Source organism: Christensenella minuta (assembly GCF_003628755.1).
Lineage (GTDB): Bacteria > Bacillota > Clostridia > Christensenellales > Christensenellaceae > Christensenella > Christensenella minuta.
Genome location: NZ_CP029256.1, coordinates 1,602,389 through 1,620,756 on the forward strand (window position 1 = coordinate 1,602,389; position 18,368 = coordinate 1,620,756).

15 protein-coding genes and 1 other annotated feature are annotated in these 18,368 nt (G+C 53.4%); of the genes, 3 read left to right on the plus strand and 12 right to left on the minus strand.

Annotated elements, in window-relative coordinates; all coding sequences use genetic code 11:
• Positions 1-78 precede the first annotated feature (78 nt).
• The 3 genes from B1H56_RS07600 to B1H56_RS07610 all read left to right on the plus strand — a co-directional run bounded on the left by B1H56_RS07600 (position 79) and on the right by B1H56_RS07610 (position 4,520).
• Positions 79-1,554 (plus strand): ATP-binding cassette domain-containing protein, encoded by a 1,476-nt coding sequence (locus B1H56_RS07600; RefSeq protein ID WP_066521916.1) that lies wholly within the window; start codon positions 79-81, stop codon positions 1,552-1,554.
• Positions 1,555-1,570: 16 nt separating this feature from the next.
• Positions 1,571-3,172 carry a response regulator transcription factor gene (locus B1H56_RS07605; protein WP_066521914.1) on the plus strand — a complete coding sequence of 534 codons (1,602 nt, stop codon included), beginning with the start codon at positions 1,571-1,573 and terminating at the stop codon, positions 3,170-3,172.
• Between the two features lie 67 nt (positions 3,173-3,239).
• The gene (locus B1H56_RS07610; RefSeq protein ID WP_162938974.1) at positions 3,240-4,520 is read left to right on the plus strand and encodes a sensor histidine kinase; all 1,281 of its coding nucleotides are present in this window, start codon (positions 3,240-3,242) and stop codon (positions 4,518-4,520) included.
• Between the two features lie 59 nt (positions 4,521-4,579).
• Here the strand turns inward: B1H56_RS07610 and B1H56_RS07615 are convergent, their stop codons facing one another.
• From B1H56_RS07615 to thrS, 12 genes are all read right to left on the minus strand, one after another.
• A complete protein-coding gene (locus tag B1H56_RS07615; protein WP_066521912.1) occupies positions 4,580-6,004 on the minus strand; it encodes a sensor histidine kinase in 1,425 nt (474 codons plus the stop codon).
• A 219-nt stretch (positions 6,005-6,223) separates the two neighbouring features.
• Positions 6,224-6,895, minus strand: a complete 672-nt coding sequence (locus B1H56_RS07625; RefSeq protein WP_066521910.1) for a response regulator — start codon at positions 6,893-6,895, stop codon at positions 6,224-6,226.
• A gap of 37 nt (positions 6,896-6,932) precedes the next feature.
• On the minus strand, positions 6,933-7,373 hold the full coding sequence (locus B1H56_RS07630) for a 2-thiouracil desulfurase family protein (protein ID WP_066521908.1): 441 nt from the start codon (positions 7,371-7,373) through the stop codon (positions 6,933-6,935).
• A 51-nt stretch (positions 7,374-7,424) separates the two neighbouring features.
• Positions 7,425-9,794, minus strand: coding sequence for an endonuclease MutS2 (locus tag B1H56_RS07635; protein ID WP_066521907.1), 2,370 nt, complete (start codon positions 9,792-9,794; stop codon positions 7,425-7,427).
• 77 nt (positions 9,795-9,871) lie between these two features.
• Positions 9,872-10,186 (minus strand): cell division protein ZapA, encoded by a 315-nt coding sequence (locus B1H56_RS07640; RefSeq protein WP_066521904.1) that lies wholly within the window; start codon positions 10,184-10,186, stop codon positions 9,872-9,874.
• A gap of 211 nt (positions 10,187-10,397) precedes the next feature.
• Positions 10,398-12,770 (minus strand): phenylalanine--tRNA ligase subunit beta, encoded by a 2,373-nt coding sequence (gene pheT / locus B1H56_RS07650; RefSeq protein ID WP_066521900.1) that lies wholly within the window; start codon positions 12,768-12,770, stop codon positions 10,398-10,400.
• Positions 12,771-12,849: 79 nt separating this feature from the next.
• The gene (gene pheS / locus B1H56_RS07655) at positions 12,850-13,866 is read right to left on the minus strand and encodes a phenylalanine--tRNA ligase subunit alpha (protein ID WP_066521899.1); all 1,017 of its coding nucleotides are present in this window, start codon (positions 13,864-13,866) and stop codon (positions 12,850-12,852) included.
• Positions 13,867-13,910: 44 nt separating this feature from the next.
• Positions 13,911-14,672 carry a TrmH family RNA methyltransferase gene (locus B1H56_RS07660; protein WP_147554710.1) on the minus strand — a complete coding sequence of 254 codons (762 nt, stop codon included), beginning with the start codon at positions 14,670-14,672 and terminating at the stop codon, positions 13,911-13,913.
• 165 nt (positions 14,673-14,837) lie between these two features.
• Positions 14,838-15,197, minus strand: a complete 360-nt coding sequence (rplT, locus tag B1H56_RS07665) for a 50S ribosomal protein L20 (protein ID WP_066521896.1) — start codon at positions 15,195-15,197, stop codon at positions 14,838-14,840.
• Between the two features lie 27 nt (positions 15,198-15,224).
• Complete coding sequence (gene rpmI / locus B1H56_RS07670) at positions 15,225-15,422, minus strand: 50S ribosomal protein L35 (protein ID WP_066521889.1); 198 nt, start codon at positions 15,420-15,422, stop codon at positions 15,225-15,227.
• A 45-nt stretch (positions 15,423-15,467) separates the two neighbouring features.
• Entirely contained in the window at positions 15,468-15,980 is a 513-nt protein-coding gene (gene infC, locus B1H56_RS07675; protein ID WP_066521887.1) for a translation initiation factor IF-3, read from the minus strand.
• Positions 15,981-16,179: 199 nt separating this feature from the next.
• Positions 16,180-16,305, minus strand: a sequence feature (ribosomal protein L20 leader region).
• A 79-nt stretch (positions 16,306-16,384) separates the two neighbouring features.
• Positions 16,385-18,322: a threonine--tRNA ligase gene (thrS, locus tag B1H56_RS07680; RefSeq protein ID WP_066521885.1), complete on the minus strand. Its 1,938-nt coding sequence runs from the start codon at positions 18,320-18,322 to the stop codon at positions 16,385-16,387.
• Between the last annotated feature and the right edge of the window lie 46 nt (positions 18,323-18,368).

Here is an 18,368-nt window from a genome sequence, read left to right on the forward strand (position 1 = left end):
TTTTGAAAGCCATATGTATTTCCGGTTTGTCTAATAGAATGCCCGCTTGCCGCAGAATTTTTGAAGGAGGTCTTCCGCTTGAAAACTGAATTGCTTCGCGTTGAGTTTTTATGCAAATTTTTTCACCAGGATATGATCCTCGACCATGTTACATTCAATGTGTTTGAAGGCGAAACGCTCGCAATCCTCGGCGCGAACGGCGCGGGAAAGACGCCGCTCGTGAGAATCCTCGGCGGGATCCTTCAAAAGGATACGGGCGAGCTTTTTTTCCGTGAAGAGCCTCTTTTCGACTATTCGCTCGAAAAAGCGCAGGCCCTCGGCATTCATATCGTGCAGCATTGCGGACGGATCGCCGATTCCCTTACGGTCGCCGAAAATATATGTATCCCCGCACGGCCCCGGGGCTGGATCAACCACCGTAAAATTGCCGCCCGGGCAAAAGCGCTGATGGGGCTTGTCGGCCTTGCGCGAAGCCCCTATGCACTGACCGGGGACCTGTGCGCTTCTGAAAAATCGCTCGTTGAGCTGGCGGCGGTTTTGAATCTTGGGCCGCGCCTGTTGATTTTTGACGAACCGCCCCTGCCTTATTCCGGTTCTCTGGGCCAAAAAATCCTTAATGTGATCGCCCACCTGAAGGCAAAGGGCTCTTCCGTCATCTATGTTACGGATAACATCCGAGACGCTCTGCAGGTCGCCGACAGGATCCTTGTGCTGCGCGACGGGATCGCCGCGGGGATTTTTGACAGGCAGAGCCCTTATTTTAATCCCCGGGACCTTTTGACCGTAATGGCAGGCAAAGGCGGAGGAACGCAGGCATACGAACCCGCGCGCCGGGACGACGTGATTATGGAGGTCAGGGACCTTTCCTGCCGCGTCCTCCATGATATCAATTTTCATATTTACCGCGGCGAGATCCTTGGCATCGTGGGGCCAATGGATTCCAACAAAAGCATGCTGCTCCAACTGCTTTACGGATTTGTCCGCAGGACCAGGGGAACCATCCTGATCGACGGTGAGGCCGTCCATATCCGTTCTCCCAAAGACGCCGTACGGCTGGGCATTTCTTACTTTACTTCGATGAAGGAAAAATCACACCTGTTGCCCGGTCTGACCGTAATGGAAAACATTACCCTTGCCGCGGCAAGGCGCGTCAGCAGCCTGGGGTGGATCAAACCGCACATCGAAAAGCATTATGCCGCAAGCCTGCTGGAGGCGTTCTCCATCCCCCCTTCCCTGCTTTCCGTCGTGACCGGCAGGCTGAGCAGCGGACTGCGCCAGAAGATACAGTTTATCCAGTGCCTGGCCGCAAAGCCGCGCATCATGCTTCTCTATGAGCCGACCAACGGGATCGATTTGGAAACGAAAAAGGAAATCCGCGAAGGGATCAAGCGGATGGCAGCCGAGGGCTGTACATTCGTCGTCGTATCCTCCAACATGCAGGAAAGCCTCGGAATATGCGACCGCTTCCTGGTACTGAGCGGAGGAGCGATCAAGGGTGAGCTTTCAAAGCCCGAAGCGGAACAGAGCAAGATCATCGAATTGATGCAAAAATAAGCAAAGGAGCACATAAATGATAAAAACAATCATTGTGGACGACGAGGTTTGGGTATGCAAACTGATTTGCAATATTGTGGATTGGGGGAGTTACGGCTATGAAGTTGTAAGACAGGTATACAGCGGAACGGAGGCTCTCGAGGTGATCGCCGCGGAAAAGCCGGACCTCGTGTTTACCGACATCCGTATGCCCGGTATCGACGGCCTGAGCCTGATACGCGAGGCCGGGAAGATCAATCCAGGCACCAAATTCGTAATCATCAGCGGATACAGTGATTTTGAATACGCCAAAACCGCAATCGACCTCAATGTGCTCGGTTACCTTTTAAAACCGGTGGAACCGGAGGACCTTTCTTCCCTGCTTATGCGCCTGGAAGACGGTGTTTTCGGCAGCGCGGCGGAGAATTCCAATTCCCTTCACGAGGAGCTGAAAAAAAGCAAGCGGCAGTTCCGTGAGCAATTCATGTACAATTTCCTGATGGTCAACCCCCAGCCCGCTTATTTTTCTCTCGAACAGTTCAACAGGGAATCGGGGCTTGCCTGCCGCGAGGGGTGTTTCCAGGTATTCCAGATGATGCTGGACGAAAAAAACGGGGCCGCGCCCACTGCAAGTTCCGCCATTTTCCAGGCAATCACGGAATATTGCTACCGTCTTTTAAAACCATGCTGCTTTGACGTATGCGTGATCCGGGTCAATCTTTCCGCCGTATGCGCCGTCAATTTCTCTCCGGCGGACGAAAGCAGGATCCGCGTCACGATGGAAGAGGTCTTCCATCAATGCCGCAACTATATCCCGGATATTTCGCGCTACAGCGTAACGCTTGGCGTGGGCGGCGCAGCGCGCTGCTTTTCCGGGCTTTCCGAATCCTTCCACTCCGCGCAGGACGCGGTGCGGGCGCGGATGATCCTCGGAACGGACCGCATCATCAGCCTCGGCGGGCAGGCGGCATCCCCGGAAATCAAGGAATTGTTCCCGCCGAGCTATAAAAACCTGATCCTGCGTTACCTCAACCATACCTGCGAATACAGCGCGCCGCAGGCGACGGCGCTCATCTTTGAAAAGTTCGACAAAAACAAACTGACGGACAACCCGGGCATGCTCTTCCGCTTCGCCCTCGAATTTATCGACTCCCTCTATGCCGCCCTTGCGGGCTGCGGTGTGTCTCTTGCCGGGATGCAGCCGCAGGAAGCGGCAAAGCAAAAAATAGAGTCCCTGAACTCGATCGGGCAATTGAAACAATACCTGACGGAATTGCTTGAAGCGGGCCGCCAGCTGTGCGATTCGCAAAAAAACAAAACAGTATCCACCATCGAGATCCTCAAAAATTATATCGGGGAACATTTTAACGAAGACATCAGCCTAAGCGATCTTTCCTCACAGGTATACCTCAACCCCAAATATATCAGCGAATTGTTCAAAAAGGAAACGGGCGTCAATTTCAGCGACTACCTCTCCGCCGTACGTATCGAAAAGGCTAAGGGTTACCTGATCGATCCGCGCTGCCGTATCAGCGAGATCGCTTCTCGGGTCGGTTACAGCGACATCAAATATTTCAGCAAGCTGTTCAAGAAGATCGTTGGGGTGACTCCTTCCGAATTCAGGAAGCTGCATTGCTAATTAAGGAGCGCACATGCCGAAATTATTTACTTCATTTAAAAAGCGCATAGACAAAATTGTTTTAAGAATGAACAATCACAAAATCGGGACGGGACTTACCATCCTGCTGACCGCCTGCGCCGCAATTTTCGTCGCCCTGCCCGTCGCATATACGCTTTATTCCTCTGAACTCCTGCACAACCAGCGGCTGGCCCTCGGCCGGGCCGAGGCCAACCTTGCCTTTCAGGAGCTTGACTTTGTGTGGGGAGGCCTTCCGCCGGAGGACGGATTCAACGACTATTCCGGGCACCTGGTCCTCGTGGACCAGGCGGGGGACGTTATTTTTTCCACTGTGCCGGGTCCGGAAAAACAGGCCGTGCGGCCGGACGCGAAAGAAGACAGCATCGTCTTCACCCATTCCCTTGCAAGCGGTATGACCGCTTATTACTTGTATCCTTCCTACCGCATGGATACGGTAGCGGCGGTGTGGATCAGTATTGCCTATGTCGCTGTTTTTATCTGTATCCTTTTCATTATCAAGCGCAAAATGTACGACCCGATCACAAAGGTGGAGCGCATCCTTCACGGCGTGATCGAAGGGGAAACCGATTTTACATTTGACGCCGCCAAAAGAAGCGACCTGTTCTCCCCGATCTTTTCCGACCTGCACGCCTTGTTTGAAAACATGAAGGCCCTGACCCTGCGCGAATCGAACGCCCAGCTAATGAAAAAGCAGGCGGAGCTCGACGCCCTCCAAAGCCAGATTAACCCGCATTTCCTATATAATACCCTGGAGGCGATCCGCGGGCAGGCAATCGAGTATGGGCTGCAGGATATCGAGATGATGACCCGTTCGCTTTCCAAGCTCTTCCGTTACAGTATCAGCAACCATAACACGCTGGTGACGCTGAGAGAGGAGCTTGACAATGTGGATAATTATTTATATATCCAGCATCTTCGCTTCAACAACAAATTTACAAAAATCAGCCGTATCGACGAAGACGCCCTCGATTATATGGTCCCCAAGCTGATTATCCAGCCGATCGTGGAAAACGCGATCTATCACGGGCTCGAGATGAAGATCGGCCAGGGACAGATTATCATCAGCGCATACATCACTGAGACAAGACTGATTATCGATATCCAAGACGACGGACTTGGGATCAGCGAAGAAAGCCTGCGGAGGCTGAACGCTACCCTTTCGGAAGGAAACACACAGATCAAGCCGCATACGAAAGGCTCGTCCATCGGCCTGCGGAACGTGAACGCGCGCATCCGCCTGACCTTCGGCAAGGGTTACGGAATCAGCGTATACAGCACCGAAGGCGCAGGTACGGACGTCCAGCTGAAGCTTCCCCTGACTAAATAAACGAAGGCAGAAAAGCCCGGAAGAAAATTTTTCTTCCGGGCTTTTACGTATCGGCAAAATCAATCCGCTTTTTTGAGCGTAAACGTGAAGGTCGTTCCGTCCTGCGCGTTCGACGTTACCCATATCTTCTGGCCGTGTGCCTTGAGGATATTTTTGACGATAGAAAGGCCGATGCCCGTCCCCTCCTTTTCCCGCGTATGGGATTTGTCGATCTTGTAGAAGCGGTCAAAAATATAGGGGATGTCCTCTTCCGGGATCGCGTCGCCGGAATTGTTGATGCTCACCCACACGGAATCGCCGTGCATCTCGTTCGACACGCGCAGCCGTCCGCCCTCCGGCGCAAACTTGATAGCGTTTTCCATAATGTTATGCAGCACTTGGGTAAGGCGGTTCATATCCGCGAGGACATAGACCTTGCCGTCCTTAAGGTCTGCCTCCACTCCGAGGCCTTTCGCGTTTATTTTGCTTTCAAAGGAGACCAGCACGCGGCGTATGAGTTCGCCGATGTCTACATGCTCCACTTGCATGGGGAATTGCCCCGACTCGATCTTGGCGAGGTCGAGCATATCGGTAATCAGCAGGTTCAGGCGTTTGGATTCACCCAGCACGACTTCGAGGTAATGGCCGATCTCATCCTTGGGGATCGTACCGTCGAGCGCGGCCTGCACCAGTCCCTGTATAGATGTGAGCGGGCTTCTAAGCTCGTGGGACACGTTCGCAATCAGGCTTTCGCGCGACGCCTCATATTTTTTGAGATCCCGCGCCACGCTGTTGAACGTATCGGCCAGCTGTCCGATCTCATCCTTTGAACTGACCCGCAAATGAATGTCGAAATCCCCTTTTGCGAGCTGGCGTGCGCCGAGGGTAACGACGGAAAGCGGCCGCAGCATGCTTTTGGAGAAAATATAGGTCAGCACGATACCGAGCGCCGCAGATATCCCCGCCGCAAGCACGATCTGGCGGTACATGGCCATGAGAGACTGCTCCATCTCATAGATTTGTTTATGTACAAACACATAACCGACGATCTGACCGTCGCTCACGACGGGCGTGGCAACGGTGAGCACGGGTGTGTTGAACACATTATTCGCTTCAGTGATTTTGCGTACGGTATTTCCTTTATTCAATTCGGCGATCATATCGTCGTAATAGGTTTGGATTTCTTTCTGCGTGACGCTGGTGCGTCCGCTGGGGTCTTTCATCAGCCACCCTGCGAGGTCGCTGTTGATGATCCAGATGGCGTTGTTGTTCGCTTTTGCCTTGGCGGCGATCTGGTCGTTGAGCTGGTAATAGGACAAGGCCCCGTTGGCGTAGAGGTTGACCAGGTTTTCCACGTCGTCCGCGGTGGCGGTCATCTGCTGCTTACTGTCGTCGAGGTAGGCGTTACGGACCACCTGGCTCATCATGAGACCGGACAAAAGCAGGGCGATCATAATGATCGCCATGAAAAGCAGCATTATTTTACCAAAAATGGTTTTAATCATCCGTTTTCCCCGTCTCTTTGCTTCTTATGGGATTATTATACTCATTTTTTATGACAAAAGTGTAAATAAATATTAAATAAATCCCACGTATAGCGCCATACGGGGAGCCAACGCGGTAAATTCCGCTTCCCCGCTTCCGCGGGGCATACCCGGGGCAGGCACCTTTTGCCGGGAACGCAGGATCAAAATACAGGAAAGCCTCATCTGGCCGCCCGTGCATTATACCTCGAATTTATATCCCACGCCCCATACCGTTTTGATCTGCCACGGTTCGTCGTCTTTGAATTTCTCGCGCAGGCGTTTGATGTGTACGTCCACCGTGCGGGAATCGCCGAAGTATTCAAAGCCCCATACCTGCTCTAAAAGCTGGTCGCGCGTGAATACTTTATTGGGCCGGGACGCGAGGAAATACAGCAGCTCGATTTCCTTGGGAGGCATTTGTACCTCCCTGCCTTCGTAAATCACTTGGTAATTCTGCATATCAATCTTGAGGTTTGGATATTCGAGGATATCTGATTTATCTTCCTGTGTACTGCGCCGGATGACTGCCTTAACGCGCGCGACAAGCTCCTTCGGATCGAAGGGTTTTACGATGTAGTCGTCCGCGCCGAGCTCGAGCGCAAGCACCTTATCGAACGTTTCCCCTTTGGCCGTAAGCATGATAACCGGGACATTCGATTTTGCCCTGATCTGCTTGATCGTCTCGATTCCGTCCTGCACGGGCATCATGATGTCGAGGATCACAAGATCGTACTGTTTACCGAAAAACAGGTCGACGCCGATCGCGCCGTCCGCCGCTTCCGTGACCTCGTAGCCCTCCTTGCGCAAATACAGTTTGACAACCTCGCGGATGTTTTTATCGTCATCTATGACCAGAATGTTCTGCTTCATCAGTTTTTCTCCTTTTTATCCGAAACGGTTCCCCGTTTCATGAATGAATCTCCACTACTTTTATACCACTTTTGAGGAGCAATGCGCAAGTCACGCCGCAGCCTTCGCGCAGGACCCCCTCGAACGTTCCGTCGTAAATTCTCCCTGCCCCGCACGACGGACTCTTAGACTTGAGCCACACCTCATCTGCGCCGTTTTTCCGGACATATGCAAGAAATTTACGCGCGCCGTTCAGGAATTCCTGTGTAACGCATTTTCCCTCTTTATTATAAACACCGGCTCTGCCGCATAAAACGTCAAAACCGTCGCCCCCGCGTATTTCCGCCGGAGGGCGCGGTATTTTGAGGCCGCCCATCGCCTCCGGACAGGCGCATACGGCTTTTCCCTCGCGCACAAGCCGCATGACTTCACCGTTCGTCTTTGCGCTCCCGTCGTACCTGCATTTTTTCCCCGCAAGACACGCGCTCACTACGATCATTTCACATCTCCTTTTACAGGCAATACCGCCTCTGTTCCCGGCGCATGAGGATCACCTCAGCGTTACCACCGTGACGCCGATTCCGCCCTCGCCGTATTCTCCCAGCCGCTGCTTTGCAACATGAGGATGCGTGCGCAAATACTGCTGGACGCCGTTTCGTAGCGTACCCGTTCCCCGTCCGTGCACGATGCGCACCTCGGCATATCCCGCAAGGAACGCGTCGTCGAGATATTTATCCAGCACGATCAACGCGTCGTCCACTGCCTGTCCGTGCAGGTCAAGCTCCATCGGTACTGCCTTGCCGCGGTTCAAGGTAATATGCGGCACGTTCTCCCGGGCGCGCTTTGCTTCCGGTTCCTTTCCTGCCGCAAGCTCCGTATAATGCAGTTCCACCGTCATGATGCCTGCCTTGAGGCGCACCATTCCTTTCCCGTTCGGCGGCTCCTGGACTGTCGCGGGCGCGTCCATGGAAACGATCGTCACCGTATCGCCCGCATGGATATCTTCGGGCCGTAATGTTTTAACCTTCTTTTGCAGCTTCTTATGTTTTTCAATAGATTGCTTTTTATGGTCGAGCTTTTCGCGTACCTTCTGGACTGTTTTCGTCCGCTGCGACTCGTCTTGTTTTTTCAGCTTCCGCGTCTCCTTGATGACCTCTTCCGCCGTGTCTTTCGCACCGCTTATGATCTCGAGCGCTTTTTCATTTGCCTGTTCCAGCATTTTTTTACGCTTTTCGTTCAGACGCTGTGCTTCTTCCTCGGCACGGCGGCGCTGCTTTTTCGCTTCCTCGAGCGCCTGGTAGGCCTGATTCATCATCCGGTCTGCGCGTGACTGCGCCTTCTCTGCATTTTCGATCAGGCGGCTGTATTCCACATGCTCTTCGTCCATATACTGCCGCGCGCTTTGCAGGACATGCTTTGGAAGCCCCAGCTTCTGTGAAATAGACAATGCGTTGGAACGCCCGGCCACACCCATCAGCAGACGATAGGTCGGCGTAAGGGTGGCCGCGTCAAATTCCATACTGGCGTTTTCAAAACCCTCGCGCTCCCCGGCGAACACCTTCAGTTCGCCGATATGCGTCGTCGCGATTACAGTGCATCCCTTGCTGTCGAGTTCCGCAAGGATGGCCTGTGCAAGCGCGCTTCCCTCCTGCGGATCCGTGCCCGCGCCAAGCTCGTCCAGAAGCACAAGGGAATCCCCGTGCGCATGCTTCAAGGCAAAAATGATACTTTTCATATGCGCGGAGAAGGTCGAGAGCGATTGTTCAATGCTTTGCTCGTCCCCAATATCCGCAAAAATCCCATCGAAGACCGGCATCCGCACCGGCGGCTTTGCCGGCAGGAAGAAGCCGGACTGCGCCATTGCCGCAAACAGGCCGACAAGCTTCAGCGTAACCGTTTTCCCCCCCGTATTTGGACCGGTGACCACCAGTGCATGCACCCCGTTTTTCATATGCAGGGAAACAGGGACCACTTTTTTCGGATCAATCAGCGGGTGCCGTCCTTCGCTTAACTCAAGCGTTCCCTTTTCCGTAAATGTGACGGGGACCGCTTTCATTTCAAGCCCAAGCGCCGCTTTGGCAAAGAGCACGTCAAGCTCCGTCAGTATTTCAATATCCTCCCGCAGCTCCTTTTGGTATGGATACAGCATAGATGTGAGTTCCGCAAGGATACGCGAGACCTCGCGGGCTTCTTCGCCCTCCAGTTCGCGGATACGGTTGTTCGATTCGACGACGCATGCCGGCTCCACAAAGAGCGTTGCGCCTGACGCGCTTTTCTCATGGACAATGCCGGGGACGCTGCCCTTATATTCCGCTTTTACGGGCACCACAAACCGCCCGTTCCTTTGCGTGACGATCGTATCCTGCAAATATTTGGACTCGCTCTGCGAGCGGATCATCGATTGCAGCTTTTCACGGATCGATTCGTTCTCCTTGCGCATCGCCCGGCGGATGCGGGCAAGCTCCGGCGAAGCGTCGTCCGCGACTTCATCCTCCGACAAGATACAGTCCGATATCCGCTTTAAGGCCACGCCGTCATAGGTAAGGGCGCGCGCCATTTCGGGAATCAGCTTTGCATTTTCATCCTTGGCGGGCTTCGCAAGGGGACCGGCTGTTTTAGCGGCGCGGAACACCCCCGCCACGCGCAGCAGCTCGCCGCACGAAAGGGACGCCCCCGTTTTCAGCCGTTTGAGCTCCGCCTCGATATTCGAGAAGGCGCGAACGGGATAGCCCGGGCGCTTGTTGAGCAGCGTTTCCGCTTCCATGGTCTTTTCCATGGAGAGCCTGGCCGCCTCCCGCGTGCATTCCGGCAAAACCTTTTTTGCCGCTTCCGTTCCCGGCGCGGATACCGTCTTTTCCGCAAGGCGTTCCAGTATCCGATCAAATTCCAACGATTTCGGTAAGTTCATTTCATTTGCCATAACAGAGATATTATATCACACTTTTCCTTTTGAAAGCACAAAAAAGCGGGAACACTCCGCTCCCGCTTAAAGTCCGTTTACCGTTTGTTGAATGGAGTAGTACGGTTTGTTGTCCCCGCGCCCTTTTCAAGCCTCTCGACCTCTTTTTGCGTCCGCTCGAGCTCCTTTTTCGCCGCCGCGAGTTCGTCGCTTGTTTTCATATACTCGTCCGCGATATTAAGGGAGGTAAGCATTGCAAGCTGAATATTATTGAGGTCGGGGTTGGCCTTTTTGAGCTCAGTCAGCTTCTTATTGACATGAAGCGCAACCCGGTGGATATATTCCGCACTGTCCGTCCCGCAAATGGTGTATTCTTTGCCACCAATACTGACGACTGTTTTTGTTTTTTCCATGCCCTGCCCCCTTAACGTAATGCGCCCTGCGGCGCTTCGGGATTATCACAATAGCGCCCCGCCTTCGGCAAAATGCGCTTCCGGCGGAAAAACCGCTGATCCACCGTGGCCTGCCCAATCTCACCGGGTCTCCCATTACCTTCCCGGCAATCTTCTCTCCGGAGAGATATATTATAATTATACAACATGCCCTGTTTTTGCACAAGCCGCATTATTGGCGAAGCTGCGCGCCAAAATCCTTCTCCAGCACTTTCAGTATCTTTTTCATGACCGCATCCACTTCCTCGTCGCGCATCGTTCCCTCCGGGCTGCGCATCGTAATGGCATAGGCTACGCTCTTTTTGCCCGCACCGGTCTGCGCTCCGCTGAACACATCGAACAGCTCTACCTTTTCCACACGCTTGCCGCCCGCTTCCTTCATCGCCGCCATAAGGTCGCCCGCGCCGATATCCGTATCCACGATGACGGCAAGGTCGCGCGTTGCCGCCGGGAATTTGGGCAGCGCTTTGAATTTCGTTTCCGGCTTTGCCAGCGCATACAGTTTTTCCAGATCGACCTGCGCAATCACCGCGCGTTCCGGCATGCCGAACACCTTCATGGTATCCGGATGCACGCTGCCCATCACGCCGATTTTTTCTGCCCCCACAAAAATATCGGCCGAGATGCCCGGGTGCAGCCATGGTTCGTCCGCCCGCCCACAGCGGATCTCCGCACCCGCCGTTAATCTTACGATATTTTCGAGGATGCCCTTCATGTCAAAGAAATCCTTGCTTCCCGTCTGTGCCAGCACGATCATCGGCACTTCGTGCGGAAGCGGCTCCCCTTCCTGCGGGAAATAACCGCGCGATACCTCGAAGAGCTGCACGTTTTCGTTCTTCCGGTTCTGGTTCAGTGCTACGGCCGAGAGCATGTGCGGCACAAGCGTGGTGCGCATAAGCGAGGAATCGTCCCCCAGCGGATTGATAATCTTTACGCTTTCCGGCACATCTGCGCCGATCTTTGCATAATCCTGCGGGCCGGTGAACGAATAGGTCACACATTCAAGGAAGCCCATGTCCTTCAGGTAGTCCTTCAGGACATCTGTCTTTGCCTCGAACTCCGATACTCTCCCGCGGCGCAGGCTGGTCAGCGCATCTGTCTCCGGGATATTGTCGTAGCCGTAAATGCGCGCCACCTCTTCGGCAATATCGGCCGTACCATAGATATCGCTGCGGAACGCGGGAATGGTGCATACCAGCTCGTCGCCAATGATGCCCGTCTGGATAAACACGCGGTTCAAGTACTGCTGCATTTCCTTTGCCGGAATATCCGTTCCAAGCTTTGCATTGATACGCGCCGCGTTGACCTTGATTACCTTCTGCTTGAGGTCCTCATTCAGCACGTCGATCATGCCGTTTGCCACTTTGCCCGCCCCAAGCTCACTTACAAGCGTGAGCGCACGCTGCATGGCAAACATCGTCGTGACCGCATCCACTCCCTTGGAAAAGCGCATGGAGCTTTCCGTAGAAAGGCCCAGGCCGCGCGAGGTCTGGCGGATATTTCCATACATGAATTTGGCGGATTCAAATACGACCGTTTTCGTCTCGTCCGTAATTTCCGAATCGAGGCCGCCCATCACGCCCGCAACGCCGATCGGTCCTTCCTGATCGCAAATGAGCAGCATATTTTCCGTAAAGGTGCGCTCTTTATCGTCGAGCGTCTTCATTTTTTCGCCATTCTCCGCACGGCGGACGATGATCTCGCCGCCGCGGATTTTGGAGGCGTCGAACGCGTGCATCGGTTGTCCCGTTTCGAGCATGACAAAGTTTGTGATATCCACGATATTGTTGATCGGACGTATGCCCGCTTCGCGCAGGCGCAGCTTGATCCACTCGGGGGAAGGTTCGATCTTAACGTCCGTTACTGCCGCCGCAATGTAGCGCGTACACAGGTCCGGCGCCTTGATCTTGACACTGACCAGTTCCTCTGTTTTGGTTTCGTGTTCTTCGTATTTCACTTCCGGCAGGCGGAACGCCACCTGGTCGGCGGCGGACGCCTCGCGCGCCGTGCCGATCATCGAAAGGCAGTCGGGCCGGTTCGCGCCGACTTCAAAATCAATGACCGTCCCCGATAGGTGCAGCAGCTCGCGGATATCCATCCCCACCGCCGGCTCTCCTGCGAGGATCATGATACCGTTCACGCCTGCGCCCGGGTAGTCCTCTTCCTTTAAATTCAACTCCCCGCCCGAACACAGCATCCCAAACGATTCCACGCCCCGCAGCCTGCCCTTCTTGATCGGCCCCGCGGGAAGCATGGCCGGCGCTTTTGCAACCGGGACGCAGGCGCCTTCGAACACATTATCCGCGCCCGTAACGATTTGCAGGAGATCTTCGTCTCCCACGTCGATCATGCAAATCTGTAGCTTATCCGCATCCGGGTGCTTGGTGATCTTTTCGATCCTGCCAACTACCACGTTCCGGATATTCCCGCCAAGCTCGACAACCTCTTCCACGCCGTTTCCGGTCATAACCATTTTATCCGCCAATGTATACGGGTCTGATTTTACGTCTGCGTAATCGCAGATCCATCTATATGGTGCTAACATATACCTAATCCTCTTTCTATGGGTCTCGATACGGAAGCAGTCCGTGCGTTCCATATCGTCTCAAATCGATTCCCTACACTTAAACAAACTGCCCTAAAAACCGCGCGTCATTTTCGTACAACAGGCGGATATCCGTAATGCCATACTTTGTATTTGCCAGGCGGTCAATCCCGAGCCCAAAGGCAAATCCCGAATATTCATTTGCATCGAGGCCGCAGTTTTCAAGGACGACCGGATTCACAAGCCCGCATCCCAGAACCTCGATCATTCCCGCGCCCTTGCACGCGCCGCAGCCCTTGCCGCCGCACACCGTACACGTTACGTCCACCTCTGCGGACGGCTCGGTGAAGGGGAAAAAGCCGGGCCGGAATTTTGTCTTCACATGCTCGCCATAGAAATTGCGGATAAATGTGTTGATCGTCCCCTTAAGATCGGAAAAACGGATATTTTTATCTACAACGAGCCCTTCCATCTGCATAAAAACAGGCGAGTGCGTCGCATCTACATCGTCCGTCCGGAATACGCGGCCTGGGCACACCATGCGGATCGGCGGCTTTTGAGAAAGCATCGTGCGTACCTGTACCGGGGAAGTGTGCGTTCGCAGCACCACGTCCTCACTGACATAAAACGTATCCTGCATATCGCGGGCAGGATGGTTTTTGGGGATATTCAGCAGCTCGAAATTATATTCGTCAAGCTCTACCTCCGGTCCCTCGTTTACGTCAAAGCCCATACTGAGGAAGATATCCCGCACCTCGCGGTACACCTGCGTCAGCGGATGAAGAGCGCCAAGCGCCTGCTTTCTGCCGGGCAGCGTAATATCCACACGCTCCGCCGCCAGCTTTTCCGCGCTCTCTTCTTTAGAAATTTTCTCCATTGCCTGCGCCAGCGATTCTTCTACGGCCTTCCTTGCCACGTTGACCGCCTGCCCGAACGCCGGACGCTCTTCCTTTGGGAGCGTGCCCATTTGCTTCATCAGCATCGTGATCTCGCCTTTTTTACCGAGATACTTCACGCGAATGCCGTCAAGCTGTGCGCTCGACTGCGCCGAAGCCGTCTCGTCCTGCGCTTTTGCTACGATTTGCTCACATTCCATGTTTGTTTCCTCTCAAATTCAGAATACTATATAAATTGAATGATTTATCCTTTCAGTGCACGACGCACGTCATACATCATTATACCTGCCGCGACGCTTGCGTTCAAGCTTTCCGCCTGACCGTAAATGCGGATTTTGTAGAGTACGTCGCTTAAAACGGCCACCTCGTCCGATATCCCGCGCGCTTCATTGCCCACGACCACGCAGGCCGCCGTAATATCTTTGGGAAGCGCATCACCGCCCTGGAGCGAACCCGAGACGACCAGGACCCCCTCGTCTTTGAGCTCCGCGAGACGCTTTTTCAGGCCGCAAACTTCGATGGGCACATGAAAGGTGCTGCCCATGGCCGCACGCTGCGCCTTGGGGCCATAGAAATCCGCGCTGGTTTCCGAGATGAATACACCGTCCGCGCCCGCCGCATCCGCTGTGCGGATAATCGTACCCAGATTTTTAGGGTCGTTCACATCGTCCATCGCCACATAGAACTTTCCACTGAAATCGGGCAGGTTCTCCTGCTTTTTGAGGCAGGCAAGCTCTTTCGGCGGCGATTTTGTATCCGCAATTTGCTGTACTATTTCATATGGTACAGCTATTATTTTGGCATTATGCTGCTTCGCAAACCGCATAACAGCGCTGTTTTTATCCGAACTGACGATGCACTCGATCTCCTGTCCGGAGGAAATCGCCTCTTCGATGGTTTTCATGCCTTCGACGATATACAACCCCTGCTCATCCCGCGATTTTTTGCGTTTCAGGGACTTCAGCATCTTGACGTACTCATTGGAATGGCTCGTAATCTCTTTCACCACGCATTTCCTCCTGTTCCGAAATCAAATCCCATTAAAAGCCGCGCCCCACGACGGCAAGTCCCCGGCCGTGGGCCAGCACGGCAGCGGGCGCCGCTATAATCGCGCGGTAATAAAAGGGGGGATAGTACTTTAGCTTACTATCCCCATAACGCGCCTCTTTGTTTACGCCTGCACTTTTTTCTTTGCCGTTTCAGCAAGCTGCTTAAATGCAGGTTTGTCGTTGACAGCCATATCAGCCAGTACTTTTCTATTGAGATCGATCCCGTTTTGTCTGAGACCGTTCATAAACTGGGAATAGCTGATTCCGTTCTGCCGTGCTTCCGCATTGATCCGCACGATCCACAGCCGGCGCATGTCCCGCTTTTTGAGCTTGCGGCCGGTGTACGCATAGTGCATGGATTTCATAACCTGCTGTTTTGCGGATTTATATTGTTTGGATTTTGCTCCAAAATAACCTTTTGCGAGTTTAAATACTTTTCTGCGCTTTTTATGTGAGCTTACTGCCCTTTTTACTCTTGCCATTTCTAAAACCTCCTCGTTTCTTTCCGATTACTTATACGGGATCAGAACTCTTACGTTCTTCTGCTCTGCCGTGCTGATATAAGTACCCTTGCGGAGATTTCTCTTCCTCTTGGAGGATTTCTTATTCAATATGTGGCTTTTGTACGCTTTGGCTCTCTTAACTTTTCCCGATTTTGTGAGGCTGAATCTTTTTGCCGCGCCTCTGTGTGTCTTCATCTTAGGCATCTTGACGCCCTCCTTCTGTATAGAAACTTTTCGTTTGGCACTTTATTACTGCGCTTTTGGGGACAGGATCATAAACATACTCCGTCCTTCCATCTTCGCATTCTTTTCGACCGTGGCAACATCGCCGAGCATTTCAAGGAATAATGCCATCACCTGACGTCCCTGGTCCGTATGGGAAAGCTGACGGCCACGGAAACGGATGGAGATTTTTACTTTATCTCCCGCTTCCAAAAACTTTTTGACATTCTTGGCTTTGACTTCCATATCATGCTTGTCGATCGTGGCGGAAAGGCGCATTTCCTTTAAGGTGATAACCTTCTGGTTTTTCTTCGCTTCCTTCTGCCGTTTATTCTGTTCAAAGCGGTATTTGCCGTAATCCATGAGCTTGCACACGGGCGGCTTTGCCTTGGGCGAAATGTTGACAAGGTCAAGATCGGCCTCATCCGCCAGCTTCTGTGCTTCCCTCGAAGACATCACGCCAAGCTGGCTTCCATCTTCGGCAACTAACCTTACTTCCGGTTCTCTAATCTGCTCGTTGATGAGCGGTTCGTTTGCGATTGGTTTTCCCTCCTATCGTCGCAACCCGCCTTACTGGCGTTTGCTCCTCTTCCCCACAAACCCCACAGCCCTGCATAGCTTCAGTCGGCCGACCGCACTTCGGTTTTGCCTGCGCTCTTGGAACTTCACCTATTCGTTCGGGTTTTGCAGGGGTCCTTTTTCCCGGCTTTGTACTCCGGCGCCCCATTTGTCTTCTTATCCGCCAGTAAAAAAGCGGGCAGCATACGCTACCCGCAAAAATACCAACAAATACGCTATTTGCTCGTTATTTGACCATGCACACCCTTGCGTGCAGGTGAGAAGCGGGCAGCTTCTGCTTTGTTTTAGCTCTATTAATATACCACGCCTGTCCGTGCTGTGTCAAGCAATTTCTGGCAGTATGAACGGCTTTCCATGCCCGGCGGTCAGAAAATCACCTTGTCGCGGTCCTGCTGCACCGCCATCCCAAGAAAATCGTCCTGCGACATATTTCCGATCTCGCCTTCGCCGCGGCGGCGCACCGCAAAGGTTCCGTCCGCAATTTCCTTTTCCCCGGCAACCAGCATATAGGGAATACGTTCGTTCCTCGCTTCACGGATCTTGTAGCCGATCTTTTCCTGACGGTCGTCCACCGTAACGCGCAGGCCGGCGCTCCGGAGGCGCTGTGCGTATTCGTGGCAATAAGCCGCGGCCGCTTCCGTGATGTTTAAGAGCCGCACTTCCTCGCTCATCATCCACATCGGCAGCGCGCCCGCATATTTCTCAATCAGCATGGCAAGCGTACGCTCGTAACAGCCGATCGACGAACGGTGGATGATATACGGCGTTTTCTTCCGGCCGTCCTTATCCACATAAGTCATCTGGAACCGCTCCGCCAGCGAGAAATCGATTTGGATCGTAAAAAGAGTATCCTCCTTGCCGAACACATTTCTGAACTGGATATCGAGCTTTGGCCCATAAAACGCGGCCTCGCCTTCCTCTTCTGTATATTCGAGGCCGGTATGGTCGAGTATCTTTCTCATCGCGTCCTGTACGCGCTCCCATTCTTCCGCGTCGCCTACATATTTATCACGGTTGTTCGGATCCCACTTCGAGAAACGATAGGAAATATCATTTTCGATGCCAAGCACCTTCATATTATATTTAATCAGATCGAGGACGCCCATAAACTCGTCCTCAAGCTGTTCGGGCATACAGATGATGTGCCCTTCCGCAAGCGTGAACTGGCGCACCCGAATCAGGCCGTGCATTTCGCCCGACGCTTCGTTGCGGAATAATGTGGACGTCTCCCCATAGCGGATGGGAAGGTCTTTATACGAATGATGCTCCGCATTGTAGATCGTGTACTGGAACGGACAGGTCATCGGCCTCAACGCAAGTACTTCGTCGCCGCGTTCCTCGTCTCCCAGGATAAACATGCCGTCCTGATAGTGGTCCCAGTGTCCGGAAATCTTATAGAGGTCGCTTTTTGCCATGTATGGCGTTTTGGTCAGCACATAGCCGCGGCGTTCTTCTTCATCCTCTACAAAGCGCTGCAAAAGCTGGATCGTTTTCGCGCCCTTGGGCATCAAAAGCGGCAAGCCCTGACCCACAATTGGGCTGGTAGTGAAGTAATGGAGCTCGCGGCCAAGCTTGTTATGGTCTCGTTCTTCCGCCTCTTTTTGCTGCTTTAAATATGCGTCAAGCTCCTGTACGGACGGGAACGCGGTTCCATAAATGCGGTGCAGCATCTTGTTTTTTTCATTGCCGCGCCAATACGCCCCAGCCGTCCGCAGGAGCTTTGGGACCTTGACCTTGCCCGTGCTGACCGCATGCGGGCCTGCGCACAGGTCGGTAAAATCTCCCTGCCCGTAAAAGCTCAGCACCGCGTCCTCCGGGAGGTCCCCGATAAGTTCGACTTTATACGGCTCGTCTGCATCCTTCATCTTTTGGATCGCTTCCGCGCGCGGAAGGGTATATTTCTTGAGCGGTATATTCTCCGCCACGATCTTTTTCATTTCCTTTTCGATCTTGGCAAGGTCCTCGTTCGTGAACGGTTTTTCCGTATCAAAATCGTAATAGAAGCCGTTATCCGTCGCCGGTCCGATCGCAAGTTTTGCGTCCGGATACAGGCGTTTCACCGCCTGCGCGAGTACATGGGATGCCGTATGCCAAACTGCCTTCCTGCCTTCTTCGTCATCGAACGTCAGGATTTCGAGCGTCGTGCCGTCCGTCGGAACCGTGGTGAGTTCCGTTACCGTACCGTCCACTTTTGCCGCAACCGCGGTTTTGCCCAGTTTCTGACTCAGCTCTTTTGCAATCTCAAGAGCAGTCATTCCATCCTTGAATTCTTTGACGTTGCCGTCAGCCAGTTTGATTTTCATTGCCTTTCTGTCCTCTTTTTCTAATAATTATTATTCTTACATCTTA